This window comes from Sorangium sp. So ce834 (genome assembly GCF_051521425.1).
GTDB classification, from domain to species: domain Bacteria; phylum Myxococcota_A; class Polyangia; order Polyangiales; family Polyangiaceae; genus Sorangium; species Sorangium cellulosum_D.
Window position 1 is genome coordinate 10,391,909 of sequence record NZ_CP150351.1, and the last position, 24,338, is coordinate 10,416,246.

The 24,338-nt window shown below is 72.2% G+C and carries 21 protein-coding genes; 13 read left to right on the plus strand and 8 right to left on the minus strand.

From position 1 onward, the window contains the following. The first annotated feature begins 269 nt into the window (after window positions 1-269). Window positions 270-500 (plus strand): DNA-binding protein, encoded by a 231-nt coding sequence (locus WMF20_RS38165; protein WP_437606692.1) that lies wholly within the window; start codon window positions 270-272, stop codon window positions 498-500. A gap of 86 nt (window positions 501-586) precedes the next feature. Here the strand turns inward: WMF20_RS38165 and WMF20_RS38170 are convergent, their stop codons facing one another. Then, entirely contained in the window at window positions 587-1,174 is a 588-nt protein-coding gene (locus tag WMF20_RS38170) for a hypothetical protein (protein ID WP_437606693.1), read from the minus strand. Between the two features lie 205 nt (window positions 1,175-1,379). After that, window positions 1,380-2,141 (minus strand): hypothetical protein, encoded by a 762-nt coding sequence (locus WMF20_RS38175; protein WP_437606694.1) that lies wholly within the window; start codon window positions 2,139-2,141, stop codon window positions 1,380-1,382. Between the two features lie 454 nt (window positions 2,142-2,595). Between WMF20_RS38175 and WMF20_RS38180 the strand changes: the two genes are divergently transcribed. Together WMF20_RS38180 and WMF20_RS38185 are read left to right on the plus strand one after the other, a co-directional pair. Further along, entirely contained in the window at window positions 2,596-3,183 is a 588-nt protein-coding gene (locus WMF20_RS38180; protein WP_061624597.1) for a helix-turn-helix domain-containing protein, read from the plus strand. A 12-nt stretch (window positions 3,184-3,195) separates the two neighbouring features. Beyond that, a complete protein-coding gene (locus WMF20_RS38185) occupies window positions 3,196-4,011 on the plus strand; it encodes an SRPBCC family protein (protein ID WP_437606695.1) in 816 nt (271 codons plus the stop codon). Between the two features lie 420 nt (window positions 4,012-4,431). Here the strand turns inward: WMF20_RS38185 and WMF20_RS38190 are convergent, their stop codons facing one another. Continuing rightward, the gene (locus tag WMF20_RS38190) at window positions 4,432-5,196 is read right to left on the minus strand and encodes a DUF1287 domain-containing protein (RefSeq protein ID WP_437606696.1); all 765 of its coding nucleotides are present in this window, start codon (window positions 5,194-5,196) and stop codon (window positions 4,432-4,434) included. A gap of 886 nt (window positions 5,197-6,082) precedes the next feature. Here WMF20_RS38190 and WMF20_RS38195 point away from each other — a divergent pair. The 3 genes from WMF20_RS38195 to WMF20_RS38205 all read left to right on the plus strand — a co-directional run bounded on the left by WMF20_RS38195 (window position 6,083) and on the right by WMF20_RS38205 (window position 9,844). Next, window positions 6,083-8,032 carry a putative Ig domain-containing protein gene (locus WMF20_RS38195; protein WP_437606697.1) on the plus strand — a complete coding sequence of 650 codons (1,950 nt, stop codon included), beginning with the start codon at window positions 6,083-6,085 and terminating at the stop codon, window positions 8,030-8,032. Between the two features lie 230 nt (window positions 8,033-8,262). Then, window positions 8,263-8,997, plus strand: coding sequence for an iron-containing redox enzyme family protein (locus tag WMF20_RS38200; protein WP_437606698.1), 735 nt, complete (start codon window positions 8,263-8,265; stop codon window positions 8,995-8,997). Between the two features lie 190 nt (window positions 8,998-9,187). Beyond that, window positions 9,188-9,844 (plus strand): hypothetical protein, encoded by a 657-nt coding sequence (locus tag WMF20_RS38205; RefSeq protein ID WP_437606699.1) that lies wholly within the window; start codon window positions 9,188-9,190, stop codon window positions 9,842-9,844. Between the two features lie 100 nt (window positions 9,845-9,944). Here WMF20_RS38205 and WMF20_RS38210 read toward each other — a convergent pair whose 3' ends face one another. Continuing rightward, window positions 9,945-10,748, minus strand: a complete 804-nt coding sequence (locus WMF20_RS38210; protein WP_437606700.1) for an SDR family NAD(P)-dependent oxidoreductase — start codon at window positions 10,746-10,748, stop codon at window positions 9,945-9,947. A gap of 65 nt (window positions 10,749-10,813) precedes the next feature. Here WMF20_RS38210 and WMF20_RS38215 point away from each other — a divergent pair, with 65 nt between their 5' ends. Beyond that, on the plus strand, window positions 10,814-11,701 hold the full coding sequence (locus WMF20_RS38215; protein WP_437606701.1) for a LysR family transcriptional regulator: 888 nt from the start codon (window positions 10,814-10,816) through the stop codon (window positions 11,699-11,701). Window positions 11,702-11,801: 100 nt separating this feature from the next. Here the strand turns inward: WMF20_RS38215 and WMF20_RS38220 are convergent, their stop codons facing one another. The 3 genes from WMF20_RS38220 to WMF20_RS38230 form a co-directional block, all read right to left on the minus strand. After that, a complete protein-coding gene (locus tag WMF20_RS38220; RefSeq protein WP_437606702.1) occupies window positions 11,802-12,809 on the minus strand; it encodes a cupin-like domain-containing protein in 1,008 nt (335 codons plus the stop codon). Window positions 12,810-12,858: 49 nt separating this feature from the next. Further along, window positions 12,859-13,329: a hypothetical protein gene (locus WMF20_RS38225; protein WP_437606703.1), complete on the minus strand. Its 471-nt coding sequence runs from the start codon at window positions 13,327-13,329 to the stop codon at window positions 12,859-12,861. 305 nt (window positions 13,330-13,634) lie between these two features. Beyond that, window positions 13,635-14,888, minus strand: a complete 1,254-nt coding sequence (locus WMF20_RS38230) for a hypothetical protein (protein ID WP_437606704.1) — start codon at window positions 14,886-14,888, stop codon at window positions 13,635-13,637. Window positions 14,889-15,146: 258 nt separating this feature from the next. Between WMF20_RS38230 and WMF20_RS38235 the strand changes: the two genes are divergently transcribed. The 5 genes from WMF20_RS38235 (at window position 15,147) to WMF20_RS38255 (ending at window position 20,998) form a co-directional block, all read left to right on the plus strand. Then, on the plus strand, window positions 15,147-16,094 hold the full coding sequence (locus tag WMF20_RS38235; protein WP_437606705.1) for a hypothetical protein: 948 nt from the start codon (window positions 15,147-15,149) through the stop codon (window positions 16,092-16,094). Window positions 16,095-16,228: 134 nt separating this feature from the next. Next, on the plus strand, window positions 16,229-16,990 hold the full coding sequence (locus WMF20_RS38240; RefSeq protein ID WP_437606706.1) for a TVP38/TMEM64 family protein: 762 nt from the start codon (window positions 16,229-16,231) through the stop codon (window positions 16,988-16,990). A 235-nt stretch (window positions 16,991-17,225) separates the two neighbouring features. Further along, window positions 17,226-19,520, plus strand: a complete 2,295-nt coding sequence (locus tag WMF20_RS38245) for a substrate-binding domain-containing protein (RefSeq protein WP_437606707.1) — start codon at window positions 17,226-17,228, stop codon at window positions 19,518-19,520. Window positions 19,521-19,750: 230 nt separating this feature from the next. After that, a complete protein-coding gene (locus tag WMF20_RS38250; protein WP_437606708.1) occupies window positions 19,751-19,924 on the plus strand; it encodes a hypothetical protein in 174 nt (57 codons plus the stop codon). Window positions 19,925-20,029: 105 nt separating this feature from the next. Next, window positions 20,030-20,998, plus strand: a complete 969-nt coding sequence (locus tag WMF20_RS38255; RefSeq protein WP_437606709.1) for an EamA family transporter — start codon at window positions 20,030-20,032, stop codon at window positions 20,996-20,998. Window positions 20,999-21,080: 82 nt separating this feature from the next. Here the strand turns inward: WMF20_RS38255 and WMF20_RS38260 are convergent, their stop codons facing one another. Next, window positions 21,081-22,364: a serine hydrolase domain-containing protein gene (locus WMF20_RS38260; RefSeq protein ID WP_437606710.1), complete on the minus strand. Its 1,284-nt coding sequence runs from the start codon at window positions 22,362-22,364 to the stop codon at window positions 21,081-21,083. 334 nt (window positions 22,365-22,698) lie between these two features. On the opposite strand from WMF20_RS38260, the gene WMF20_RS38265 reads away from it, so the two are divergent. Further along, window positions 22,699-24,336 (plus strand): sigma 54-interacting transcriptional regulator, encoded by a 1,638-nt coding sequence (locus tag WMF20_RS38265; protein ID WP_437606712.1) that lies wholly within the window; start codon window positions 22,699-22,701, stop codon window positions 24,334-24,336. Window positions 24,337-24,338: the final 2 nt, after the last annotated feature.

The following is a 24,338-nucleotide window of genomic DNA, read 5'->3' on the forward strand; positions in this document are numbered from 1 at the left end:
CTCCGGCACGGTCACGCGCGCGCCCATCGACCGGAGGGAGGAAGGGAACCGTCGGCTCGGGGGCTAGTCGCAGGTGTTGTCGCGCGCGTTCACCAGCGTGAGGTTGCGGAACGTGCCGTCGACCGCGCGGGGGCTCTCGTTGACCGTACCGCGGTGTTGTCCAGCGGGCCCTCGTCCTGGCATGCTGAACGCGGTCGTGGGGTTGGCGCTGCCGATGAATAGGAATGCGCTGGCCGCCGGGCGGCCAATCACCACATCTGGATGGGCCCATGCCGAGCAAACCGAGCAAACCGAAGGAACAACCAGAATCCTCGCTCCCGAAGGGCATCGGGAAGCCGGCGACGCGAGCGCTCGCTCTGATCGGCGTCTTCAGCCTGGACCAGGTCACCCGATTCTCGGAGGCCCAGCTCCTGGCGCTTCATGGCGTGGGGCCGAAGGCGATCGGAGTCCTCAAAGCCGCCCTCGAGGCCCAGGGAAAGTCTCTCGCCAAGGGCGGATAGCCCCCGTCGTCCAGGCGCGGCATGACGCGGGGGCCCGGCTGCGGTGGGGCGGGCGACCTCGACCCGGGTCGGGTCGCCAGGGCAGCTCAGTCGTCGCCGCGGACGCGGTGGAGCACGTACATCCCCGTCAGCTTTCCGAGCTCCTTCGCCGCTGCCCGCGCGCGCCCTCCGCTCGACGGATTGAACAAGCTCGCGGGCGCCGCCGTCTCGAGCAGGACCTCGTCGAACACCGTCCCGGCCGGATCGGTGATCTGCACCGTCGCTTTGAGGACGGTGGGCCTGTTGAAGACGCCCGTGAAGATGCCGGGCTCATAGGATGTGACGTTCGCACGGATGAAGAACGGCGCGTCGGCTGCGCTCACCGCCCTGACGACGACGGCGTCCTCCGACGCTGTCTCCGCCATGAGGGCTTCGGTGAACTGCTCGTTGATCGCCGACTTGTCCTCCTGCCAGCTCTGCCGCTGCTCGGCGTCCTTGTCGGCCATCCAGTCGGCCTCGGAGATGTCGCCGACCGTGGTGCCGAGGAACGCCACCGGGACGACCGCGAAGCGCCCCTTGCCGTAGAACGGGTTCGGCACGGCCTGACGGGTGGTCTTCCAGGGGTGCCCGCACCCGACGAGCAGGGGGGCGAGGCAGAGGAGCATCAGGATCAAGAGCGCATGTCGACGGTGCACGGGGCGGTCTCCTTCTCGGGCGGTGGCGGCGCGCGGGCAGACTCGGGCGGTGGTGGCGCGCGGGCGCACGATGCCGCGATGCTAGCGGCAGGCGCCGCCGGCGGAGCAAGAAAGCGAGGGCGGTCCGCGACCGTGGGCGCGGGCCCCGACCCGGTCGGGGCGCGGGGGTCGGGGCGCGGGGCGGGATCGCGGGCCCGGGGACGGCTCACGCCGGGACGCAGACCCCGCTCGTGGAACAGACGCAGCACTCTCCGCAGCCGCCGCTGTTCACGCAGTCGACGCAGCGGCCCGCGCCGTCGCACTGATCCTGCTGCGCGTTGCACAAGGTGCCTGCCGGCGCGGGTCCCTCTGCGCAGAGGCCGTTATCACAGGAGTATCGGTAGCATTCCGTCGAGGCGCCGCACTCGATGTCCTGCGCGCACTGGAGCGGAGCGCACTTGCCAGCATCGTCGCATCGTCCGCCTGGGCACGGTCCGGGCTGGGGCGCGTGCACAGGTGTTATCCCGTCGCAGGAGTCCGACGTGCACGGGTTGTCGTCATCCTCGGGCTCGTCGGCAGCGATGACGACGTGGGCGCCGCGACCGTTGCAGACGGTGCGCTGGCAATCGCCCATCGTCGGCGCGATCTCGGTACCTTCCGGCAGCGGCGCCGTGCCGCACCTGCCGTCGACGCACGCTGGGATCTGGCATGGCTCCGCGGGGGGAGGGCAATCCGATGGCCCCGTGCAGCTGCCGCCGCCGGGACCGGTGGTCGAAGCGCCGTCGCTGCTCGCCCCGCCTCCGCCTGCGGCGCCGGTCCCGCCTGCGGCGCCGGTCCCGCCGGCGCCGCCCTGGCCCCTGTCGACGAAGGTGCGTTGCTCGACGGCGCATCCTGCGAGCGCGGCGACCAGGAGGAGCCGCAGGAGAGCCGGCGGCACGGCGCCGGCGCGGTGAGACGGACCCGATGCACGGGCAGGAGACGACGCCATGTGCCGCATCATAAGAGCAGGGCTGCCCGACGGCGAAGCGCGCGGCCGCCGCATGGGCGACCGGCGGGCTGACCCGGGTTGCGGCGACCCGGCCAGCCGCGGGGAAGAGGCGACCGACGGGCTGACCCGGGTTGGCGGCAGGCGGCCCGACCTGGGTTAGGGGCGACCCGGGGCCGCCGTCGGGTCCGTGCCACCCCCAACCCGGGTCGGCGGCACCTCAACCTGGGTCGGTCCGCCGCACCTCAACCTGGGTCGGGTCCCTCGCGCCCAACCGGGGTCGGCGACGGCACCTCAACCCGGGACGGGTCCGTGGGTCCGTGCCGCCCCCAACCCGGGTCGGCGGCACCTCAACCCGGGTCGGGTCCGTGCCGTCCCCAACCCGGGTCGGCGGCACCTCAACCCGGGTCAGGTCGCAAGCCTTGACAACAAAATTCGTCAAACTACGATGACCCGCGTGCTGGACGTTGAGGTCATCGAAGACCCTGCCGCGGCGGTCGTCGCGCTCGACCCGGTCCGGAGCCGATTGCTCTCGGAGCTCGCGCAGCCGGCCTCCGCCGCGAGCCTCGCGGAGCGGGTGGGCCTGGCGCGGCAGAAGGTCAACTACCACCTGCGCGCGCTCGAAGCACACCAGCTGGTGCGGGCGGCCGGCGAGCGGAAATGGGGCGGCCTGACGGAGCGCCTGTTCGTGGCGACGGCGAGCGCCTATGTCGTATCTCCGAGCGCCCTCGGCCCCGCCGCCGCCGATCCACAGCGGACCAGGGATCGCCTGTCCGCGAGCTACCTCATCGCGCTCGCGGCGCGCGTCGTGCGCGAGGTCGGCAGGCTGTGGCGCCTCGCGTTCAACGCCCAGAAGCGCCTGGCGACGCTCTCGATCGACACGGAGATCCGGTTCGCGTCGGCCGCAGAGCGCGCCGCCTTCACCGCCGATCTCAGCAAGGCCGTCACCGACCTCGTGGCGCGATATCACGACGCGACCGCCCCCGGCGGGCGCGAGCACCGGTTGCTCGTGATGGCTTATCCGAAGCCGAGCGATGACCCCTAGAAAGGAGCCCACATGCCGATAAAGAGCGACGCAAGACGACGCTGGGTCGAGCTCGAGCTCGTCGTGCCCGGAACGCCGGAGCAGGTGTGGCGCGCCCTCGCGACCGGCCCCGGCATCAGCGCCTGGTTCGCGCCCACCACCGCCGACGAGCGCGTCGGCGGCAAGATCGAGTTCACCTTCGGCGAAGGCGCCGCCTCGTCGGGAACGATCACGGCGTGGGAGCCCCCGTCGCGCCTCGAGTACGAGGAGCACGGCTGGAGCGAGGGCGCTCCGCCCCTCGCGACGGAGTTCGTCGTCTCCAGCCGCTCGGGCGACGAGTGCCTCGTGCGGCTCGTGCACAGCCTGTTCACGTCCAAGGACTCCTGGGACGATGAGATCGAGGGGTTCGAGAGCGGCTGGCCCGGCTTCTTCCAGGTCCTCCGCCTGTACTTGCGTCACTTCGCCGACCAGCGCGCCGCCGCCGCGCGCGCGATGAGCGCCTACCCTGGCGCGCACGCCGAGGCCTGGAAGCAGCTCGCGACCGCGCTCGGCGTCTCCGGCCCCAACCTGGGCGAGCGACGGTCAGCGCCGGCAGGGGCCCCGCCGCTCGTCGGCACCGTCGAGCACGTCGAGCAGAGCGACAAGAGCTGCGAGGTCCTGTTGCGCCTCGAGCAGCCGGCGCAGGGCGTCGCGCTCCTCGGGAGCTACCCCTGGGACGACAAGGCGCGCGTCGCCGTCAGCCTGTTCTTCTACGGCGATCGAGCGGCCGAGACCGCCGCCGAGCTCGAGCCGCGATGGCGCGCCTGGCTGGAGGCCCGCTTCCCGGCGACCTGGCCTGACCCAGGTTGAGGATCCGCGGACCGTCCGGAGCGGAACCAGGTTGAGGTGCGCCACCCACCCGGGTTGCGCCACCCGACCCGGGTTGACCTGGCCTGACCCAGGTTGAGGATCCGCGCGGACCGTCCGGACCGGAACCAGGTTGAGGTGCGCCACCCACCCGGGTTGCGCCACCCGACCCGGGTTGACCTGGCCTGACCCAGGTTGAGGATCCGCGCGGACCGTCCGGATCGGAACCAGGTTGAGGTGCGCCACCCACCCGGGTTGCGCCACCCGACCCGGGTTGACCTGGCCTGACCCAGGTTGAGGATCCGCGCGGACCGTCCGGACCGGAACCAGGTTGAGGTGCGCCACCCACCCGGGTTGCGCCACCCGACCCGGGTTGAGGCCCCCACCCCACCCGACCCAGGTCGGGGCGGCGCTCCGGAGCCTTCACGGCTCGGAACCGCCTCGGGCTTCCTCGGCCCCCTCCCCCATCGCCGCCCCGCGGATCCTGAAGTGGCCGAGCACGGTCCACGCGTCGAGGTGGTCGTCCTCGCTCGGCGTCGGCCCGATGTTGTGGAGGACGAGCGGAATGCCGCGCGGGCCCTTGCGATCGCTGACGATGCCGACGTGATCCGGCGTGCACGAAGGGCACGGCTTGAAGGCCCAGACGACGACATCTCCAGGCTCCCATGTGCTCACCGCGGCCGCGTCGAAGGTCCTCGGGAGCGACATGGCATGGGCCCGCAGGTAGGTGAGCATCGGCCCGACGCGGCGGTGATCGATGTTGCGATCGGGACGCTCGATCGTCCTGTAGACGGCCCGGCGCGCGAGGATGTCCTCGTGAATCACCTTCTGGAGATCGATGCCCGCCGCGCGGACAGCGCGGATGACGACATCGGTGCAGACGCCGCGCTCGGGGGCCGGATCTCCGTTCGGGTAGCCGATGGCGACCCAGGCGGGGTCGTACGTGACGGCACGGGCGACCTCGAGGCGAGCGCGGGCGACGATCGGGCTCGAGGTCGCGGGGACGAAGGTGGATCCGGCGAGAGGCGCTGGCGCAGCATCGGGCGCGGGGGTCGGCTCTGGCGAGGGGGTCATCGCCAGCGCAGGCGCAGAGGCCGGGGCGAGGCGCGCCTCGCGCGGAGCGAGCTCCCGCGAGCGACAGGCCAGGAGGGGGACCACCGCGAGGACAGCCCAGGTTCGTGAGCTCATGACGCATCCTCGTCCGGAGAGGGCGATCTGTGACAGGGCAGGGCCGACCCGCCCCAGGTTCAGGTGGCCGGGTGCCCATCCCGGGTTGAGGTGCCCCCAGGTTGAGGTGCCCCGAGGTGGCCCATGTCGAGGTCGCCCCGGCTGGGCCAAGGCGACCCAGGTTGGGCGTTGGGGGAACCCGACCCACGTTGGGGTGGTCGCCATCCCCGCGGCGCGAGGTCGCGCTGGCCCTCAATGTTAACGATAACAATAACATAGACCTCGCTGCCCGAGCGGCGGCCCGGACCGCAGTGCTCTTGCGCAGGACCAGCGCGATCTCGACCACGACGCGCGACGAGCAGCGCTGGTCCCTCTCTCGATCCACCCCCAGCCGGAGATGGAGGCAGCGGAGCTCGATCTCGCAGCCATCATGCCGGACGGTAGTACGGTAGTGAGGGAGGCGTGGATGACGCCGCGTCCGGGATATCGTTGAACTCGACGAAGCAGATGTCCCGCGGCGCCTCGCGCCCGCTCCTCGCGGCGCCGCGCTCCGGGGGAGCCCCGCCAGCCTCGTCCCCTCTCTCGGGCTGGCCGATACCCACCGACCCGTCGATTTGAGTTGACGCCGCTAATGTTAACGTTAACATTCGACCCCAGCGATATCCTTTTTCGCCCATCTCTGGCACATGCGTTCCAGAGCGGCGTTCACCCGCACAGGAGACGGGTCCATCTCGGCGTTTTCGGCGCGGAAGCGCACTCCGGTGCGCTGAGCACCGAAAACGTCGAGATGGGCCCGTATCCGAAGCGGGTGAACGCCGCTCCAGCTGCCGCCGCTGCTCTGCGCAGAGGCGTTGAGGCTCGTGCGCCGAGCACGACGTCGGCATGCTTCCGACACTCAGGAGAGCTCATGAGACTGCCTCGCACCTCCTTTCTTCTGGTTGGAGCCACGCTCGCGGCGACCCTGGTCCTGAGCGGGGCCGCACATGCGCAGTCGAGCATCGACATCTCGTTGGCGGAGGCGCCCGCGACGCCGCGGCTGCAGGGCCCATTCGTGTACGGCGCCGCGCCCTCGTCGCCGTTCTTGTTCGCCATCCCCGCCACCGGCCGGGCGCCGCTCGAGTTCTCTGCCTCGGGGTTGCCCGCCGGGCTCACGCTCGCGCCGTCCACGGGGATCATCTCGGGGACGACGCCGGCCGCCGGTTCCTATCCGGTCACGGTCACCGTCACGAGCTCCGCCGGCACCGCGAGCGCCACGTACACGCTGCAGTCCGGCGGCACGCTCGCCCTCACGCCTCCGATGGGCTGGAACAGCTATGACTCGTTCGGCGCGAGCGTCACCGAGCAGGACATGATCGACCAGGCCCAGGCGGTGAGGACGCACCTCCAGCCGTACGGCTGGAACACCGTGGTCATCGACTATCGCTGGTACGAGCCCGGACAGCCGATCGACGCGAACGGCCGCTATCTGCCGGCCGCGAGCAAGTACCCATCGGCGACGGGCAGCAACGGCCTCAAGAGCCTCGCGGACCGCATCCACGCGATGGGCTTGAGCTTCGGCATCCACATCATGCGCGGCGTGCCGCGCAAATCGTACGACGCGAATCTCCCCATCGCGGCGTCGAGCTTCACCACGCGCGACGCGGGCAACCCGAACGATCCCTGCCCCTGGGATGATCACATGTGGGGCGTGCGCGGCGACACGCCGGCGGGGCAGGCCTGGTACGACGCGCTCTTCCAGCAGTACGCGTCCTGGGGCGTCGATTTCGTGAAGATCGACGACATGCTCAACAACACGACGCGCAGGTATCACCAGGCCGAGGCCGACGCGATCCACAGGGCCGTGGAAAAGACGGGACGCTCGATCGTGCTGAGCTTCTCGCCGGGTCCCAACGATCCCTCGTGGCTGATCACCTCGTCCGGCCACCTGAACAGCAACGCCAACATGTGGCGCGTCGTGAACGACTTCTGGGATTTCAACGCGCTCACCGATCTTCCCGGCGTGCTCCGCGCTGCGAGCACCTGGCAGGGCGTCGGCGATCTCACCCCGGGTCACTGGCCCGACCTCGACATGCTGCCGCTCGGCTACCTCGGCCCACGCAACGAATGGCACGCGTCCGGTCAGACGACGTTCACCAAGAACGAGCAGGTCACGATCATGTCGCTCTGGACCATGCTGCCGTCGCCGCTCATGTTCGGCGGCAACCCCGCGCGGCTCGGCTCGGACGCGTGGACGCTCGCGCTGCTCACCAACGAGGAGGTGCTCGCCGTGAACCAGGACGCGCTCGGCGCGCGCGGCCACCGCACGACGGTGAACGGCGGCGAGATCTGGGTCCGTGACCTGAGCGGCGACCGCAAGGCCGTGGCGTTCTTCAATCACGGAGACCAGGACACGGCGATGTCCGTGCAGTTCTCGGAGCTTGGCGTCACGGGAACGCCGGTGATCCGCGATCTGTGGCGCCGCGCCGACGTGAGCGGCATGAGCGACGCGCTGTCCGCCAGCGTCCCCGCCGGCGCGGCGCTCATGTACACGCTGTCGCCGCCGGGCGGGCTGGGCGAGGCCTCGAGCGCGGCCTCCACGAGCAGCTCGAGCGGAGGCGGAAGCACGAGCGAAGGTGGAGGCGGCCTTGGAGGAGGTGGAGGCGCGGGAACGGCGGGCGTGGGCGCCGGCGGAAACGGCGGCGGGGGAGCGGCCGGCGCGGCGAGCGACACCGGCGGCGAGCCGAGCGGCTGCGGCTGCGCGGTGCCCGGCGCCCCTCGCACGCCCGCAGCGCTTCTCCTGCTCCTCGCGACGACGGCGCTCGGCGCGTCTCGTCGAAGAGCAGCCAGACGCAACGACGCGAACGCCGCCCGCCGCTGAGCCTGGCGTCCCGCGAGGGACGGCCACGGCCAGCTCGCGCAGCGGGCCGTCGGAGAACATCGCGCCGCTCGTCGCCGCTCGGTGACAGACCTCGGAGGAGGCGTAGTTCGCCCTGATGCGGTCGAGGTTCGCGCCCAGGCCGTGAAGCGCGCCCCCCTCGCCCGGAGGACGTGGGCGCGCGGCTCCCCCGTGCTGTACAACCAAGGCTCCCCTTGCCGAGGAGCTGCCGCATGACGAGTCGCCTTCAGGAGCGCCTGCTCGCGATCATGGATCGCAAGAACCACTGGGCCTGGACGCACCTCACCGGCCCTGGCCTCACGCGCGACCAGCTCACCGTCCACTTCCGGCACGAGTACCGGGTCTACGTGCGCGACTTCCCGGTGCTGCTCGCGCGCGTGCTCGGCCAGTCGCCGCCGGCCGCGGTGCGCAGCGCCCTGGCGGAGAACCTCTTCGAGGAGCAGACCGGCAAGCTCTCCCTGGGCGCGCCCCACCCGGAGCTCTTCCTGGAGATGATCGACGGCCTGGGCATCCCGCGCGCGGCCGTCGAGGACGAGTCCATCCCGCTCGAGCCCGAGGCCGGCGCCTACCGGACGCTGCTCGACCGCGTGAGCGCGGCGCCGCCGTGGGTCGTGGGCGCGGCGGTGCTCACGATCTTCGTGGAGGGCAGCGTGCACGAGCGCGCCGAGCTCCTCGGCCAGCGCGAGGTGCCGCCGATCGAGGAGGCGCTGCGCGCGCACCCGATCGTGCGCCACTACGGGTGTCCGCCCGAGCGCATGCGCCTCGTGCGGGCGCACCGGGCGGTCGAGGGCGGGCACCGTCGGGACGCGTGGGAGATGGTGCTGGGGCACGTGCCGGACGAGGGCCCCGCGGCGGACGCAGTCGTGTCGGCGGTGGCCGCCGCGCACGCGGCCTGGCTCTCGTACCGTGACGGCGTCGCGCGCGCGATGGGGCTCCGGCAGGCGTGAGCGGTCCTCTCACGCGCGCCTTCCGGCGGGGCCGCGCGCGCCGATCGCCCGTGCGCCGCCGGTCATGATATCTCCTGCTCGCCCGATGTCCCGAAAGCGCAAAGCCAGGTCCCGCAAGGGCGGCGCGTCCTCCGCGCCCCGCCCGGCGTCCTCCGCGTCGCCTGCCCCCGCGGCGCCTCCCGCGCCGCGCGTGCGCTCCTTCCGCCTCCGCCTCGGCATCACCGCCCTCGAGCTCGCCTCCGGCCACGACGGCCTCCTCCGCGGCGCGCCCGAGCCGGTCCTCCTCGTCGCCGCCTACCTGCTCGTCCCCCCCGACCCGGGCGCCCCGCCCCCTGCCCCGGCCGCGCCGGCCGGCCTCGCGCCCCCTCGCCCCCTCGGCCGCACCCTCGTGCGTTTCAGCGCGCCCCGGGGCCGCTTCCCGGCGGTGCTCACCCTCCGCGGTCCTCTCTCGTTCAAGGCCCGCGCTCGCGCCCGCGAGAACGACCGTATCCTCCTCCTCGTCCTCGCCGTCGAGGAGGACTCCGGCAAGGAGGTCGAGCGGCTCTATGCCCACCTCGCGGACGCGAAGCACCTCCGCCTCTGGGACCTCGACGCGCCCGTCCCCGCCCCGTCGACCCTGGCCGAGCTCATCGCCGCCCCGTACCTGCAGGGGCACGCGGCGCCCGTGCGCGTCGGCGTGCTCGACGACGGCGGCGATCTCCGAGACACCTGCCGCGGCGACGACTTCGTCGGCGCCAGCGCGGCCCTCGTCTCGACCTCGCGCCACGAGGACGCGCTCCGCTTCCACGTCGTCTCCGCAGACGGCCGCAACGACTGGACCGCCGTGACCACCGTCAGCGTCGACTGAGGCCCTGCCGCCCCGGGCCGCGCGTCCGGGGAACGCGCATCGACCCCGGCAGCGCCCCCGCGCCCCCGGCGGCGCGACCGGGGCGCCGCGCGCGTCGAGGTCACGCCGCGCGACCCGCGGCGCCGGGGAGCTCCGCCGTCCGCGGCTTCATCAGCCGCGCCATCGTCTTCACGAGGAGCTCACGGCTGAAGAAGCGGACGAGAAACACGCTCAGGCTGTTCGCGGCGCCGTGGATGACCGAGGCGCGACCGGCCACGAAGGCCGAGAGGCCGAGGCGCACCACGTCCTCGGGCCGCGCCCGCTTCTCGGCCCCCGGGATGTCGCCCGAGCGCTGGAAGAACGGCGTATCCGTCGCGCCGGGGCACAGCGTGAGGACGCGCACGCCGCGCGGGCGGTACTCGGCCCAGAGCGCCTCGCCGAAGGAGAGGACGAACGCCTTCGTCGCCGCGTAGATCGCGAAGTACGGGGAAGGCACGAAGGCCCCCGTCGACGCCACCTGGATCACGCCCCCCTGGCGCCGCTCGATCATGGGCAGGAACAGGTGCGTGAGCTCGACGAGCGCGCCGACGTTGAGATCGATCTGCTCGCGGTGCGTCGCCAGGGGGAGGCCGCCGAAGGCGCCGAAGACGCCGAAGGCCGCGTTGTTGACGAGGACATCGACGTCGAGCCCCTTCTCCGTGATGGCGTCGAAGACGCGCCGCGCGCCCCCCGGAGCGGCGAGATCCACGGCGACGACATGCGCTCTGCCGAGCTCGGAGGCCAGCGCGGCGAGCTTTGCCTCGCTGCGAGCGACGAGGACCAGGGTCGCCCCGCGCCGCGACAGCTCGCGGGCGAACGCCTCGCCGATGCCCATCGAGGCGCCCGTGACGAGCACCGTCTTTCCCTTGAAGTCGAAAGCATTCATGACGGGAAGATGGCCTCCGGCCCGCTTGTCGACAATGGGCATCGGTGGTAATCCGATTTCCACGGATGCAAACCGCAGGTGCTCCGCTCTGGGACGATCTCCGCGTGCTCCTCGCGCTGCACCGCCACCGCAGCTTCCTCGCCGCGGGCCGGGCGCTCGGGGTCTCGACCTCCACCGCGGCGCGGCGCATCGACGCGCTGGAGGCGGCGCTCGGGCGGCCGCTGGTGCACCGGAGCAACGGGGGGACGTCGGTCGAGCCCGACGCGCTCGATCTCGTGGCGCTCGCCGAGCGCATCGAGAGCGGGCTCCACGCGATCCGGCGCGACGAAGGGGACGAGGCGTTCTCCGGGACGGTGCGCCTGTCGCTGGCCGATGAGGTCGTGCGGCCCGTCACGCAGCGCCTCTGCGAGCTCCGGCGGCTGTATCCGGCGCTGGAGCTCGAGATCCTCTCGGAGACGCGGCTCGTCGACCTTGCGCGGCGCGAGGCGGACGTCGCGATTCGCGGGAGCAAGTCGTCGTCGCCCGCGGTCGTCCATCGCCTGGTCGGGCGGGCCTCGTTCGGGCTCTACGCTGCGCCGAGCTACGTCGAGCGGCGGCTGCGGGGCGCGCGGCTGCGGACGGCGGAGCTCGCGCGCCACGATTTCGTCGGCTACGAGGGGACGCTGGCGCAGACCGCGAAGAGCTCGTGGCTCATGGCCCACGGGGCGAAGCGCTTCGTCGTGAGGTCGAACTCGCACCACGCGCTCCTCGAAGCGGCGCTCCAGGGCCAGGGGATCGCGCTCATGTCCGACCCCTCGGTGCGCTCGATCGCGGGGCTCGTGCGGCTCGAGGTCGACGCGGAGCTGCCGTCGTCGTCCATCTTCCTCGCATACCATCGAGAGCTCCGGAAGGTGCCGCGCGTGCGCCTCGTGGTCGACACGCTCGACACCGCGGTGCGCGAGGCGCTTCGCTAGCGCGCCGCGGACCGACGAGGTGAAAGGAGGCCCGCATCGTCGAGCGACGATCAGGAGCCCGATCCTCGGATCCTCCGCAAGCCGATCGCCGCCGCCTCCGCTACGCCACGCTGCTCGGCCGGTACCAGTCGAAGTTGTTGTGGAACGGAAAGCTGTTGATCCCGAGGCTGATGCTGACGTCCAGCGCGCGGACGTGGTGCCACCAGCCGACGGGGATGAAGAGCGCCTCGCCCGGCTCGAGCACGACGTCCTTCACGAGCACCGGGCTCATCGCGTCCTGCTCCGGATCCCGGTCGGCGTACATCGCGCGCGCCCCCTCGAACAGCGACGTCTCGAACGGCGCGATCATGCGGTATCGCTTCCTGCCGTACACCTGCCCGAAGAGGATGTTGGACGTGTCATAATGCAGCGGCGTGATGGTCCCGGCGGGACCGAGCCACAGCGCCGAGCTGCCGAGGAGCCGATGCGCGGCGCAGTACCCGTCCGGGAGGACCACGTCGCCGAGCAGCGAGCCGAGCCTCGTCCGCTCCAGGACGCGGTTGTTGGCGACCATGTAGAAGTCGTTCGTCTCCGTGCGGGCGGCCTCGATGCGCGCGACGAAATCGCGCAGCGGCGTGCTCTGCGTGTGCTTCGCCGCGTGCATGTCGTAATCGGGATCGCTCAGGCGTCCCGTCGTGACGTCGACCATGACGTCGCCGAAGGCCTCGGCCAGATACGCCGGCGTCCACCGGCCGAACGCGGGCCAGCGGGTCACCACGTCGGTCAAGATGACCGGGATGTTCCCGGCGACATAGACGTCGCGAAACTCCGCGGCAGACACGCCGGAGCGCCGCGGGATCCCCGTCGGATCCAGGGCGTTCGACGCCATCCTCTGCTGTAGCCGGACCACCATCTCCTGCTGCCGCGCCGCCCGGGCGAACGGCCGGGCAGCGAGGAAGATGGGCGAACGGACGATGGCCGAGAGCAGCTCGCTGGCCTGCGCGCGGCTCACGCCCGCTGCCTGGAGCTGCTCCGACACCGCACCTTCCGACACGCCGCGGAGCAGGTTCTCCGTGGCCCAGCGCCACCACTCCGGCGCAACTTCCAGCTCGCGATCGCGTTCGCCCATCGTCGACCTCATCAGGTGAAGGGATGCACCGGCACGACCCGCGAACGGCTCACGCGCACGGCGCGGGCGGCGGCATCGGCGGGATGATCTCGCCCTCATCGCCGTCCGGCGGCGGCGGCATCGGCGGGATGATCTCGCCCTCCTCCTCGATAGGGGGGTGCATCGGCGGGATGATCTCGCCCTCGTCGCCGCACGGCGGCGGCACCGGCGGCGGCACCGGCGGCGGCATCGGCGGGATGATCTCACCCTCCTCGCCGTCCGGCGGCGGCGGCGGCATCGGCGGGATGATCTCGCCCTCGTCGCCGCACGGCGGAGGCATCGGCGGCGGCATCGGCGGGATCGCCTCGCCGCCCGGCGGCGGAGGCGGCATCGGTGGGATGATCTCGCCCTCGTCGCCCCGAGGAGGAGGCATCGGCGGGATCGCCGCCCCGTCGCCACACCCCTCCTCCGGCTGAGGCTCGTTGGTGCCCGGGTCCCCCTGACTCCCCTCCTCGACGACCGGCGCACCGCAGGCAACCACGAAGACGGCCGCCGCCGCAGCGGCAGCGCGGGATACCCCACGAACCAGGGCCGCCGTTCGGGGCGGGGGCGTGGGCCGCGGCGACAACAAGGATGCATCGTCCACAAGAAAGAACCGTGACATGAACACCTCCACGCCTGCATCGTGCACGGCATGTGCCATCCGCACAGCGCCTGTTCTCCCCGGAGTTCGCGCTGTTAGCGGCCCTGGCCCGGAGCCTCTGGCGCGCCTGGCCCAGAGTGGCTCAACGCCCCTGGCCCAGCGCTCCACGGCGCGAGCTCGGCGCAACGCGCGCGCGAGCGCGGTCAAGGTCGGCGCAGCGCGCGCGCGAGCGCGGCGTCGTCGACCTCCTCCTCGGCGGCGTGCTCCAGCGCCGCGCGGAGCGCGTCGTCGGCCGTGGCCTCGGCGGCGACGCGGATGCGGGCCCGCGCCTCGGGGTAGCCGGCGATGCGCAGGACCAGGGCCGCGCCGAGCCGGCGATCCGGCGGGGAGTCGGCGTCGTCGAGGGTGTGGAGCACGTCCTCGGGGCTCAGGGCCGTGGCCCGGTAGTCGCCGGCGGAGACGAGCTTGCGGAGGTCGTCGAGCCACGCCGCGAGGTCGCGGCCGCGCCGCTCCAGCGCCTCCGCGCCGCGCGGCGCCGCGCTGCCGACCGCGGAGGCGTGCGCCTCGCGGATGCGCTGCGCGAGCGCCTCGGTCAGGTCTTCCCCGGTCGCGAGCTCGACCGCGGCCTCGCCGCGCCGGCGCGAGAGCACGAGCCGATCGCCGCGCGCCTGCACCGCGGTGAGCTCGGTGTAGGGGAGCCAGACGCTCGCGAACGGGCGCTCGACGCGCACGCCGTCGCTGCCCACCACGACCTCGGTGCGGCGAACGGCGCGGCGGAAGAGCCACGTGGACGCCAGGCTGAGGACCAGCCACGCCACGGCCAGCGCGGCGCTGCCGAAGATCGGCCTGGAGATCGCCGCGAGCGCGGCGCCCCAGAGGGCCATGAAGACCGGCAGGCCGACGCAGCCGGCCACGAGCTCGCGGTTGACGCCGCCCAGCGAGACCGCGACGCGCCGCTCCGCCGGGCCGATCCTGAGCGCCGCGAGCAGGCGCTCGCCATCGCGCTCCCGCGCGACCTGCACCTCGAGCACCCGGCCGCCGCGCAGGTGGAGCTCGACCCGGACGCGCGGCTCGGTCAAGACCAGGCCCGACACGATCTCGGCGCGCGGGATCGAGCGCTCCGTCGCGCCGCGGGCGAGGCGCAGCCCGGCCGCCCCGGCGGACACGCGCACCGGGCGCCTCGGGCCAAAGGCGGTGGTGCTGAGCAAGGCGCTCACCAGGGCGAGGACGAAGGCGAGGAGCACGCCGAGCAGGACCAGGGCCAGCGCGCCGAACGCGGTCTTCTTGAGGCCCCCGTCGTCCAGCACCTCGGCGAGGACGACGGCCACCGTGCTGGCGATGAAGGGCACCACGATCGGGAGCAGCGCGACGCCCCCGAGGACGCGGCCCACGGCCTCGTAACGCCACGCGACGCGCGGGCTCGTGAGCTCGAAGGGGGGCCGGGAAGCAGGCGGCATGTCGCGACCGCCGGATCAGCTCGGCCGGGGAGGAGCGCCGCCGCGCGGCGCGCGCGAGATCGCATACGCCGGCCGGCCGGGCCCGGCGAAGACCGCTTGTGCGTGCGCGGGCGCGCGCATCGCCGCCTCGCCTGCACGCCCGCAACCGCGCTGGCGCGGTCCACTCCTCCGGTTGTGCCTGACACGCGCAGGGTTCACTGGTAGAGTCGCAAGCATCGCTTGGGCCATTCTGCGCCCTTTTTTGAGGAGATCTCCAGTATGTCCTTCTCGGCTCGTTCCTTTGCCTTCCTTGCCGCGCTTACGCTTGCGTCCGCGGCGGCCGCGTGCGGCGGTACCTCGAGCTCCGGAAACGACGGTGGCGGCGGCGCCGGCGGCGCCGGCGGCGGCCCCGCGGGCCCGGGGAGCACCACCTCCGGCGTCACCAGCGGCGGCGTCACCAGCAGCGGCGTCACCAGCGGAAGCGCCACCACCGGAAGCACCACCACCGCAAGCGTCACCAGCACCAGCGGCGCCACGACCGGGACCGGGGGCAGCGACGTCACGACCAGCACGTCGACCGGCAGCACGGGTTCCGATGGGTGCAGCATTTTCTGCTCCGACTTCGAGGGGGGCTCGCTGCCTTCCGAGCTCCAGTTCTTCCCCGAATACCTGCGCGGCGAGATGGGCAACTACGTCAAGCTGGACAGCACGGGTCACAGCGGGTCGAGCTCGGTGAAGGTGTCTGGCACGGGCTTCAGCCAGATGCTCGCCGTCCCCGTCCCGAGCAAGTTCTGGGGCAGGGTCTACCTCAAGAGCGATACCGACATCCAGATGGGCCACAACACCTATGTCGCGGCGGTGTCCGGCACCGGCGATCCCAACGACGGCGAGGCTATCCGCATCGGCGAGCACCAGTGCCAGCTCGAGCTGAACCGCAAGAGCGACGACGCCGAGAAGCTCTCGAACGGCGGGATGTACACGTGCTCCGGCGGCGTGAAGCTCGTCGCGAACACCTGGTACTGCCTCGAGTTCCACTACGACGGCCCGGGCAGGGAGGTGCGCGTGTTCGTGGACAACAAAGAGGTGGACGCGATGCACGTCACGGACTGGGGTCCGTACGATTACAAGTTCTTCAAGTTCGGGTTCGAGAAGTACCACGGCGGCGCCAAGACGATGTGGTACGACGATCTCGCGCTCGGGGCGGAGCGCGCCGGCTGCGGCCCGTGAGGGCCGCGCCGCGCGGATGACGCCGCGCGGGGTGGCGCTCGTCTCGCTCACGGACGACAAGATCGACAATGGAAGGTCACTTTGTCGATCTTCCAGGATTTGACAAAATCGACCCTTAGTGTCAATTCTGTCGCGTGCGGCAGTCCCATTCACCGGCCGATCGCGCGCCCGAGCCGGGCGGCGCCCGCGCCGCGGGCCTGACCTCGCCGGCGCCGCCCGACGCCGCCGCCCGCGCCCTTCGCGGGGTGAGGCTCGGCGCCGTGGCGGCGGTGGCCGCCCTCCTCGTGGTCGCGCAGCGCGCCGGCGTTTTCGAGACCTTCGGCGAGCCCGCGCGGATCAAGCAGGCGCTCGTGGAGCTCGGGCCGTGGGGGTACGTCGCGTTCGTGGCGGCGTACGCCGCGCTGCAGCCGTTCGGCGTGCCGGGTACGGTGTTCATCGTGGCGGCGCCGCTCATCTGGCCGTGGCCGACGGCGTTCGCGCTCTCCATGGCAGGGACGATGGCGGCGAGCGTCGTGGGCTTCTCGTTCGCGCGCTTCGTCGCGCGCGACTGGGTGGCGAGGCGGGTGCCGGCGCGCTTCCGCGCCTACGACGAGGCGCTGGAGAAGCGGGCCTGGCTCACGGTGTTCGTGCTCCGCCTCGTCTTCTGGATGCCGCCCATGCTCCACGTGTTCTTCGGCGTCTCCAGGGTGCCGTTCTGGACCCATTTCTGGGGCTCGCTGGCCGGATACGTCCTGCCGCTCCTGGCGACCGCCTATTTCGGTCCAAAGGTCTTCGACTTGCTGCGCGGCGCGCCCCCCGCGGTGTGGGTCGGCATGGGCGCGATGACGGTCGTCGTCGCGATCGTCCTCTTCAAGGCGCAGCGTTGGAAGCAGGGAGCGGGGCGGAGCGCGCCGTAGGGCCAGAGATCGACCAGCGCCACGCGCGCGCTGCTCGTTTCGAGGCCGTCGGTGGGACCGATACGCTATCGAAATGGCGTCGCTCTTCTACCTGCTGCTCGGTCGCTTGACGGCCCCTGAGGGCCACACGCGCGGCGCTCTCGACGCCGATGCGTAGCGGAAGCCCCCGTCCAGATCATGGTATGGATGCACGAGGCAGCGCAGCCGTGGGACGGGTGAGCAGGGAGAGCGGGCGATGGTTCAAGCTAGCCGGAGCAGTGACGTCGAGCCGCCGGAGCCGCCGGGCAGCCAACCCGGCGGCTCGGACCAGGGAGATGGCGCGGCCGGAGGACTGACCACGGAAGAAGAGGCCGGTCGCCCGACGCGCAATGCGGGTCGCCCCGCTGCGCCACCGCTCCGCGGAGCGGGCGTCCATGGAACGCGCCGTGCATACACCATCGGCGTTATCACCCCCTATCTCGACGGCTCGTTCTGGAACCCGGTCCTGACGGGCATCCACGAGGCAGCGCGGCAGCGCGGTTGTCGGACGCTGGTATTGCGCGGCACGCCCGCCACGCTCCAGGCCCCCTCGCTCGCCCGAGAACAGGTGGATGGGTGGATCGTCGTGATCGGGGTGAGCGGCATCGAGCAGCTCGCCGGCGAGCGGGTCCCGCTCGTCGTCGTCGGCACCCATGTCCACCAGGGCAACTGCCCGTCCGTGATCCCGGACAACCGCAGCGGGATCCGGAGCGCGGTGCGCCATCTGATCGAGCACGGGCACCGGCGCATCGCGTTCGTTGGCTGCTTCCATGAATCCGATGTGCTCGTTCGCTTCGAAGGCTACAGAGAGACGCTCGCGGAGGCGGGGATACCGTTCGATCCCGAGCTGGTCATCCGGAGCGACGACAACTGGTATACCGGAGGCGAGAACGCCGCTCCGCAGCTCCTCGCGCGACGGCATGCGTGCACGGCGGCGGTCTTCGGGACGGACAAGAACGCGCTCGGGATGATCCCCTTGTTGAAGGCGGCGGGCGTCCGTATCCCGGAGGAGATGGCGATCGTCGGCTTCGACGATGTGCCGGACGCGCAAGCGACGGACCCGCCGCTGACCACCGTGCGCCAGCGGTTCGAGATGATGGGGAGCGCCGCGTGCAATCTCGTCGTGTCAATGCTCGCCGGCCAGACCGCCCCGCCCGATCTCGTGCTCACGCCGACCACCTTGATCCAGCGGCTCTCGTGCGGATGCGACGTGATCCAGAGCCTCCTCGACGAGGACGCGTCGTCCGGGGAGGACGAGGCCGGCGACCTGGACCGGCGGATGGTCGAGCTGCTCCTCGCGCCCCAGCGCCTCGCGCCCGATGCGTCGCCCGCCGCGGTGTGGCCAGGGGTCGCCGTGGTGCTCGAGGGGTACTCCGCGGCGATCGAGGGCACCGCGCCCCCTCCGGCGAAGGAGCTGGAGCACGCTTACCAGCAGGCCATCGGCATCGCGCCCGATATCGGCACCTTGATGGCGTGCGTCCGCCTGCTCCGCCGGTCCTACGAGCGGCGCCGCGAGCGGCTGGGCGGAGATGCGGCGTCCGCGCAGCGGGTCGCGGCGTTCCTGGACAGCGCGCATCTCTCGATCGCCCGGGCTCGGCTCACGGTCGAGACGGACGCCGTGGCGCAGCTCGGGATGCTCGTGAGGTCCAATTACGAGGTGGGCCTGTCGCTGCTCAGCGGCTCGCAGCAGGAATCCCTCTCGCTCTCCTGGCTTGCAAAGACGACCGCGCTCTGGGGCTGCCTCGCGCTCCACGAGGACGCGACGACGCTGGTCATCGCCGGCGCCTACAGTCGCGACGGCAGCGCGACGCCCCCGATCGGCGACCGCTGCCGCCTGGAGGCGTTTCCGCCTGCGGATCTGCTGCCGCCCTCGGTCGCGAGCGGTGAGCTCATGATGCTCCTTTTGCCGATCCGCACCGCCCGACGCGACTGGGGGATCCTGGCGCTCATGGGGCCGACCCTCCGCGAGCTGACCGGCGATGAGGGCACGGTCGGGATCTGGGCGTCGCTGCTCGCCGCGGCCCTCGAGCGCAACGAGCTCGTCCAGTCGCTCTCGGCGAAGAACGAGGAGCTGCAGACCGCCTACGCGACCGAGCGCACGCTCTCGGACGCGGTCCGCGAGCTCGGCTGCCCGCTCATCCCGCTCCTGCCCGGCGTGCTGCTCGTGCCGCTGGTCGGCGCGATCGACCGGGACCGCGCCCTGCAGGTGCTCACGGCCGTGACCGAGGGCGTGGGTCGACATGAAGCGCGCTTCGTGCTGCTCGACATCACCGGCGTGCCGGCCGTGGACGCGCAGGTCGCCCACGCGCTGGGCCAGACCAGCCGCGCGGTCGCCCTGCTCGGCGCGCGCGTCATCCTGGTCGGCATGCGCCCCGAGATCGCCAGGAGCCTCGTGGACGTGGAGCTCGGCGATCTGTCGACGTACTCGTCCTTGGCGGGAGTCCTGCACGAGCTGACGACAGGCGGCCTCCGCCCGGCCGCCGGAAGGCGCGGCGCGGCGCGCATCGCCTGACGGCCGGGGCCAGGGGAGCCACGCAGCCTCGGCGCCAGCGACGAGGCGGGGGCTGACGAGGCAATGCGCTCTTGCTCATTCGAGCAACGGACTGCGCGCCGACCAGCGTCGCCGGGGCCTCGGGAGCCTGCACCGCAGCCTCTTCTCGCGCCGTTCGACGATCGGGCCCTTGGCATGAGGCCTGCTCAGGGCCGCCTCACACCGGAGCTCGACCATCGGGCCGTGGCGATATGCATATCGCTGTCGACGAAGAGCACGTGAACGATCTCTACCGCGCCGTGGAGGCGCTCGAAGGCGGCTCGGAGGAGGAGATCCATTTCGGCATCGAGATCGGCGAGCGGGGCATGGCGGTGCTCCTGGACGAGGCCTACGGCATGTTCGACAGCTACAGCGAGGTCGCATGACGACTCGAAGCACATGGGACGCAGATTCGAAGCCGACGACGATCGCACGGCGGCAAGGCCGGTGAATCGATGGTCTCCAGGCGCGCGCCTCCCATCGCTCGCGGGGTGACCCCGCTGCTCCTCTTCGCGGCGTTCTCCGCCGCGCTGGAGATCTATGCCGGGAACCGACTGCAGGCGCTCAGCCCGATCCTCGTGGCTGCGATCTCCTTCACGCTGGTCGCCGCGCTCTTCCTCGGCGGGCTCATCGCTCGTCGAGGCGCGGCCGCCGCCTGTCTCCCGCTGCGCACCCGCCGCCGCGACGTCGCCGCGATCAACCTGTCGACGGCGGCAAGTTGGCTTTCTATGCTCGTCGCCTTGAAGCATCTGGAGCCGGCCGTGGTGAACGTGGTCAGCCTCGCGATCGGGCCGGCACTCACGGTGCTGCTGGGCGCGCTGCTGCGTCGGAGGGGCTCGGTGCTGGTCACCGAGATGGTCGCCTCGCTCGGCATCTGCGCCTTTATCGCCTTGCTGGTCTGGGGGACGTTCACCGGACGGAGCGGCGTCGGTCACGTCGGCGCAGGCAACGCCGCCATCGGTGTCCTCCTGACCTTGACCTGCGGCCTGGCCTCGACGATCAGCGTCATCTACTCGAAGCGGCTCAGCGACGCCGGGCAGAGCCCGGAATCGGTGCTGGCGATCCGATTCTTCCTTACGATCGCCGTGACCTGGACCATCGCGGGTACGAGCGAGATGGCCTCGCTCGCCGCGGCGCTCCTCCCGGCCACCGTCATCACGGGGATCGGGGTCGCGCTGCCGCTGTACCTCATCCAGCTCGGCATCGAGCACACCGAACCGATCACGGCCTCTCTCATCACGTCCCTGTCGCCGTTGGTCGCCTTCCTGCTGCAGCTCCTGGATCGGCGGCTGCAGCCCTCGGTGCTCACGCTCGCGGGCGTCGTGGGGATCACGTCGCTCGTCGCGGCGGCGGCGATGGCGCGCGGCCGCCACGGGAGACGGTCGCAGCGGGAGAATCGATGCGCGTCCCGGCGCCGAATCGAAGGCGGGTTGTTCGAGCTCTCCACCGATGAGCCTTGAAGCTCGCCCGGGACAGGGCGCCCGCGACCCGGCCCAGGTGGAGAGCGCGCTGGACGGGTCACCGCGAGGGCTCCCGCGCCCCTCACTCGTCGATGACCGCCTGGATGATCCCGTCGAAGAACTCCCCGGTCCCGACCGCGTCGAGCATCCGGCTCCACCCGATCTCGTCGAACGGGTTCGGCAGGCCGTGGTTGGTGAGCAGGATCCCGAACAGCTCGCGGCTGCGGTCGATCCACATGAAGGTCCCCGCGCCGCCCGCCTTCCCGTAAGAGCCCCTCGATAGGCGCATCCCGCCGCTGGAGAAGCGACGCGTCGCGAGCTCCCAGCCATAGCCCTTGGGCGTCGACAGCAGGTTGGACAGCGGGGACACATCGGTCTCCACCGCCGAGACCTCGGGCGTCTGGTTGCTCACCATCGCCGCGGCGGCCTGGCCGCTCAGGATGCGGACGCCGCCGTACCTGCCGCCGTTCAGCATCATCTGGCAGAAGACCGCCATGTCGATCGCCGTCGAGAAGACGCCGTCGCAGCCGACGATGCCGCCGAGCGCATAATCCTGCTCGTCCTGCACCTCGCCGCGGACCCACCGGCCCCTGATCTCGGAGTAGCCCGTGGCCGCGGTCCGCCGGATCAGCGACGCCGGCGGGTTGAACGTCGTGTCGCGCATGCCGAGCGGGCCCCAGATGCGCTCCTTCGCGAAGGTGTCGAGATCCACGCCCGCGGCGGCCTCGATCACCCGCCCGAGGAGCCGGTAGGTGAGATCGCTGTAGAGCACCTGCGTGCCGGGCACGTACTCGAGCGGCGACTCGGCCATCCGCCGCCAGACGCGCTCGTCGTCTGGATCCTCCATGAACGGGGCGTCCATCGGCAGGCCGGCCACGTACCGGAGCATGTCCCGCACGGTGATGCGGCGCTTGCCGTTGGCCGCGAATCCCGGCACGAAGTCGGCGACCCGATCGTGCAGCCGCAGGACGCCGTCCTCCACGAGGATCAGCGCCGACGTGGCCGTCGCCAGGACCTTCGTGATCGAGAGCAGGTCGAACAGCGTGTCGAGCGTGACCGGCTCGCGCGCGCCGCGGACCCGGGTGCCGAACGCCCGGTGCCCCACGATCCTCCCCCGCCGCGCAATCAGGGCGACCGCGCCCGGGAAGAGACCGTCGTTCACGCGGCGCTGGATTCGCGCAAAGACGTCCTCGATGCGCTCCGAGCTCAGGCCCACGCCCTCGGGCCGCCCGTGAACGAGCCTGTCGTAGATCGGCGCATGCATCGGCGCGTGCGCCTCGGCCACCCGGGCCGACAGGACCGATGGCGCGAGCGCAGCCACCGCCGCCGTGCGGCCCAGCCCCTGGAGAAGACGCCTGCGATTCAAAGATCCATGCTCAGTGCACATGATCGCTCCTGATCCGTGGGGTGGCGAACCGCGATCCGCGGGGGCCGAGCCGCGCCGCCGCAGAGGCCGCTCGGAGGCGCTCCGCGCGCTGTGGATCGAGGTCGCCATCGCCGCTCTCAGCGGTCGCTGAGCGAAGAGCAGGACGCGTGCCGGGCGACGAACCCAGCAATTTGCGGCGGTGGCGCCCGTTCGCTCCGGCGACCGGCGCGCGGGTCGTGCATCCGCCTGCACGATCCGAACGATCTGCACGGATTTGCATGATTCGTGCAGATCTTCGTGCAGCTCGGTGCGCGGCCCCGCGTAGGATGTGTTCGTGGACGAAGGTTTTCCCGGCGGCGATGCGCGGGGCTCCTGCGCGACCTTCCGGCTCGCGATCGTGGCGGGCAGCACGATCGCCTTCGCCCCCCTGCCGCCCCGCGGCTGCGTCGTCCTCGGCCGCGACGAGGGGTGCGACGTGCGCATCGAGGACCGCTCGGTCTCGCGCCGGCACGCCGTCCTCCACGTCGGCCCGCCGCTCCGGATCGAGGATCTCGGGAGCGCCAACGGCACCTTCGTCGGCGAGCAGCAGCTCCCGGGGATGACGGCGCGGACCCACCGGCTGCGCCGCCTGTCGCGGGACAGCGCCGAGATCGGCATCGGCGAGCGCTTCAACCTGGGCGCGACGACCATCGTCGTCGGCCGCGCGCCCGCGGAAGCCGCCGCGGCGCCCGACTGCTGCGCGCCCGCGGGCGTCGTGGTGCGGGCTCCGGCCATGCTCGCGCTGTACGAGCAGGCCGCCCGCGCCGCGCGGAGCCTCATCAGCGTGCTCATCCTCGGCGAGACGGGGGTCGGCAAGGAGGTGCTCGCCCGGACCCTCCACGCGCGCTCGCCGCGGGCCAGCGGCCCCTACGTCGAGCTGAACTGCGCCGCGCTGCCGCCGTCGCTCCTCGAGAGCGAGCTCTTCGGCCACGAGAAGAGCGCCTTCACGGGCGCGAGCCAGGCGCGCCCGGGGCTCCTCGAGTCGGCCCACGGCGGAACGCTCTTCCTGGACGAGATCGGCGAGCTGCCGCTCGCCTTCCAGGCGAAGCTGCTCCGCGTCCTCGAGGACCGGAAGGTGCTCCGCATCGGAGGCCGCACGCCCCGGCGGATCGATCTCCGCTTCGTGGCGGCGACCAACCGCGATCTCGAGGCGGAGGTCGCGCGCGGCGCCTTCCGGCAGGACCTCTACTTCCGGCTGAACGGCATCTCGCTGGTCGTCCCGCCGCTGCGCGAGCGGGTCGCCGAGATCGGCCCGCTCGCCGACAGGTTCCTCGAGGAGGCGTGCCGGCAGCTGGAGCAGCGCAGCGCGCCCCGCCTCTCGCCGGAGGCGCTCGCCGTCCTCGAGGCGTACGCCTGGCCGGGGAACGTGCGCGAGCTGCGCAACGTGATCGAGCGCGCGGCGGTCCTGTGCGCGGGGGATTCGGTCGAGCCCGCCGATCTGCCGCCGCACCTGGCGAGCGGGGGCGCGGGCCCGCGCAGCGGCTCCGCGCCGCCGCTGAGCGGACCGGCGCCGCTGAGCAGCGCCGCGCCGCCGTCGAGGGGCTCCACGCCGCCGCCGGCTCCCCCACCGCCGCCGGCCGGCCCCGCGCCGCCGTCGCGGGGCTCCACGCCGCCGCCGAGGGGCTCCACGCCGCCGCCGGCTCCTCCGCCGTCGGCCGGGGATGCCGCCCGGGCGCGCGGGGGGCCGCCGGGCGAGGGCGCCGAGGGCGCCGGATCCCCCGCGGAGCCCCCCACGCCGACGCCGCACTCCGAGGAGATGGAGAGGCTGCGGCTCGAGATGAGGGCCGTCGATCGCCAGCGCGTCCTGGAGGCGCTCGAGCAGTCCGCCGGCAACCAGACGCGCGCCGCGAAGCTCCTCGGCATCTCGCTGCGCACGCTGATCAACCGCATCGACGCGTACGGAATCCCGCGGCCGCGGAAGCGGTCGCCCTGAGC

Excerpts from the sequence above, each read along its gene's own strand:
- WMF20_RS38165 (WP_437606692.1), top strand. The coding sequence starts at position 270 with ATGCCGAGCAAACCGAGCAAACCGAAGGAACAACCAGAATCCTCGCTC.
- WMF20_RS38175 (WP_437606694.1), bottom strand. The coding sequence starts at position 2,141 with ATGGCGTCGTCTCCTGCCCGTGCATCGGGTCCGTCTCACCGCGCCGGC.
- WMF20_RS38185 (WP_437606695.1), top strand. The coding sequence starts at position 3,196 with ATGCCGATAAAGAGCGACGCAAGACGACGCTGGGTCGAGCTCGAGCTC.
- WMF20_RS38190 (WP_437606696.1), bottom strand. The coding sequence starts at position 5,196 with ATGAGCTCACGAACCTGGGCTGTCCTCGCGGTGGTCCCCCTCCTGGCC.
- WMF20_RS38195 (WP_437606697.1), top strand. The coding sequence starts at position 6,083 with ATGAGACTGCCTCGCACCTCCTTTCTTCTGGTTGGAGCCACGCTCGCG.
- WMF20_RS38200 (WP_437606698.1), top strand. The coding sequence starts at position 8,263 with ATGACGAGTCGCCTTCAGGAGCGCCTGCTCGCGATCATGGATCGCAAG.
- WMF20_RS38210 (WP_437606700.1), bottom strand. The coding sequence starts at position 10,748 with ATGAATGCTTTCGACTTCAAGGGAAAGACGGTGCTCGTCACGGGCGCC.
- WMF20_RS38215 (WP_437606701.1), top strand. The coding sequence starts at position 10,814 with ATGCAAACCGCAGGTGCTCCGCTCTGGGACGATCTCCGCGTGCTCCTC.
- WMF20_RS38220 (WP_437606702.1), bottom strand. The coding sequence starts at position 12,809 with ATGGGCGAACGCGATCGCGAGCTGGAAGTTGCGCCGGAGTGGTGGCGC.
- WMF20_RS38230 (WP_437606704.1), bottom strand. The coding sequence starts at position 14,888 with ATGCCGCCTGCTTCCCGGCCCCCCTTCGAGCTCACGAGCCCGCGCGTC.
- WMF20_RS38235 (WP_437606705.1), top strand. The coding sequence starts at position 15,147 with ATGTCCTTCTCGGCTCGTTCCTTTGCCTTCCTTGCCGCGCTTACGCTT.
- WMF20_RS38245 (WP_437606707.1), top strand. The coding sequence starts at position 17,226 with ATGGTTCAAGCTAGCCGGAGCAGTGACGTCGAGCCGCCGGAGCCGCCG.
- WMF20_RS38250 (WP_437606708.1), top strand. The coding sequence starts at position 19,751 with ATGCATATCGCTGTCGACGAAGAGCACGTGAACGATCTCTACCGCGCC.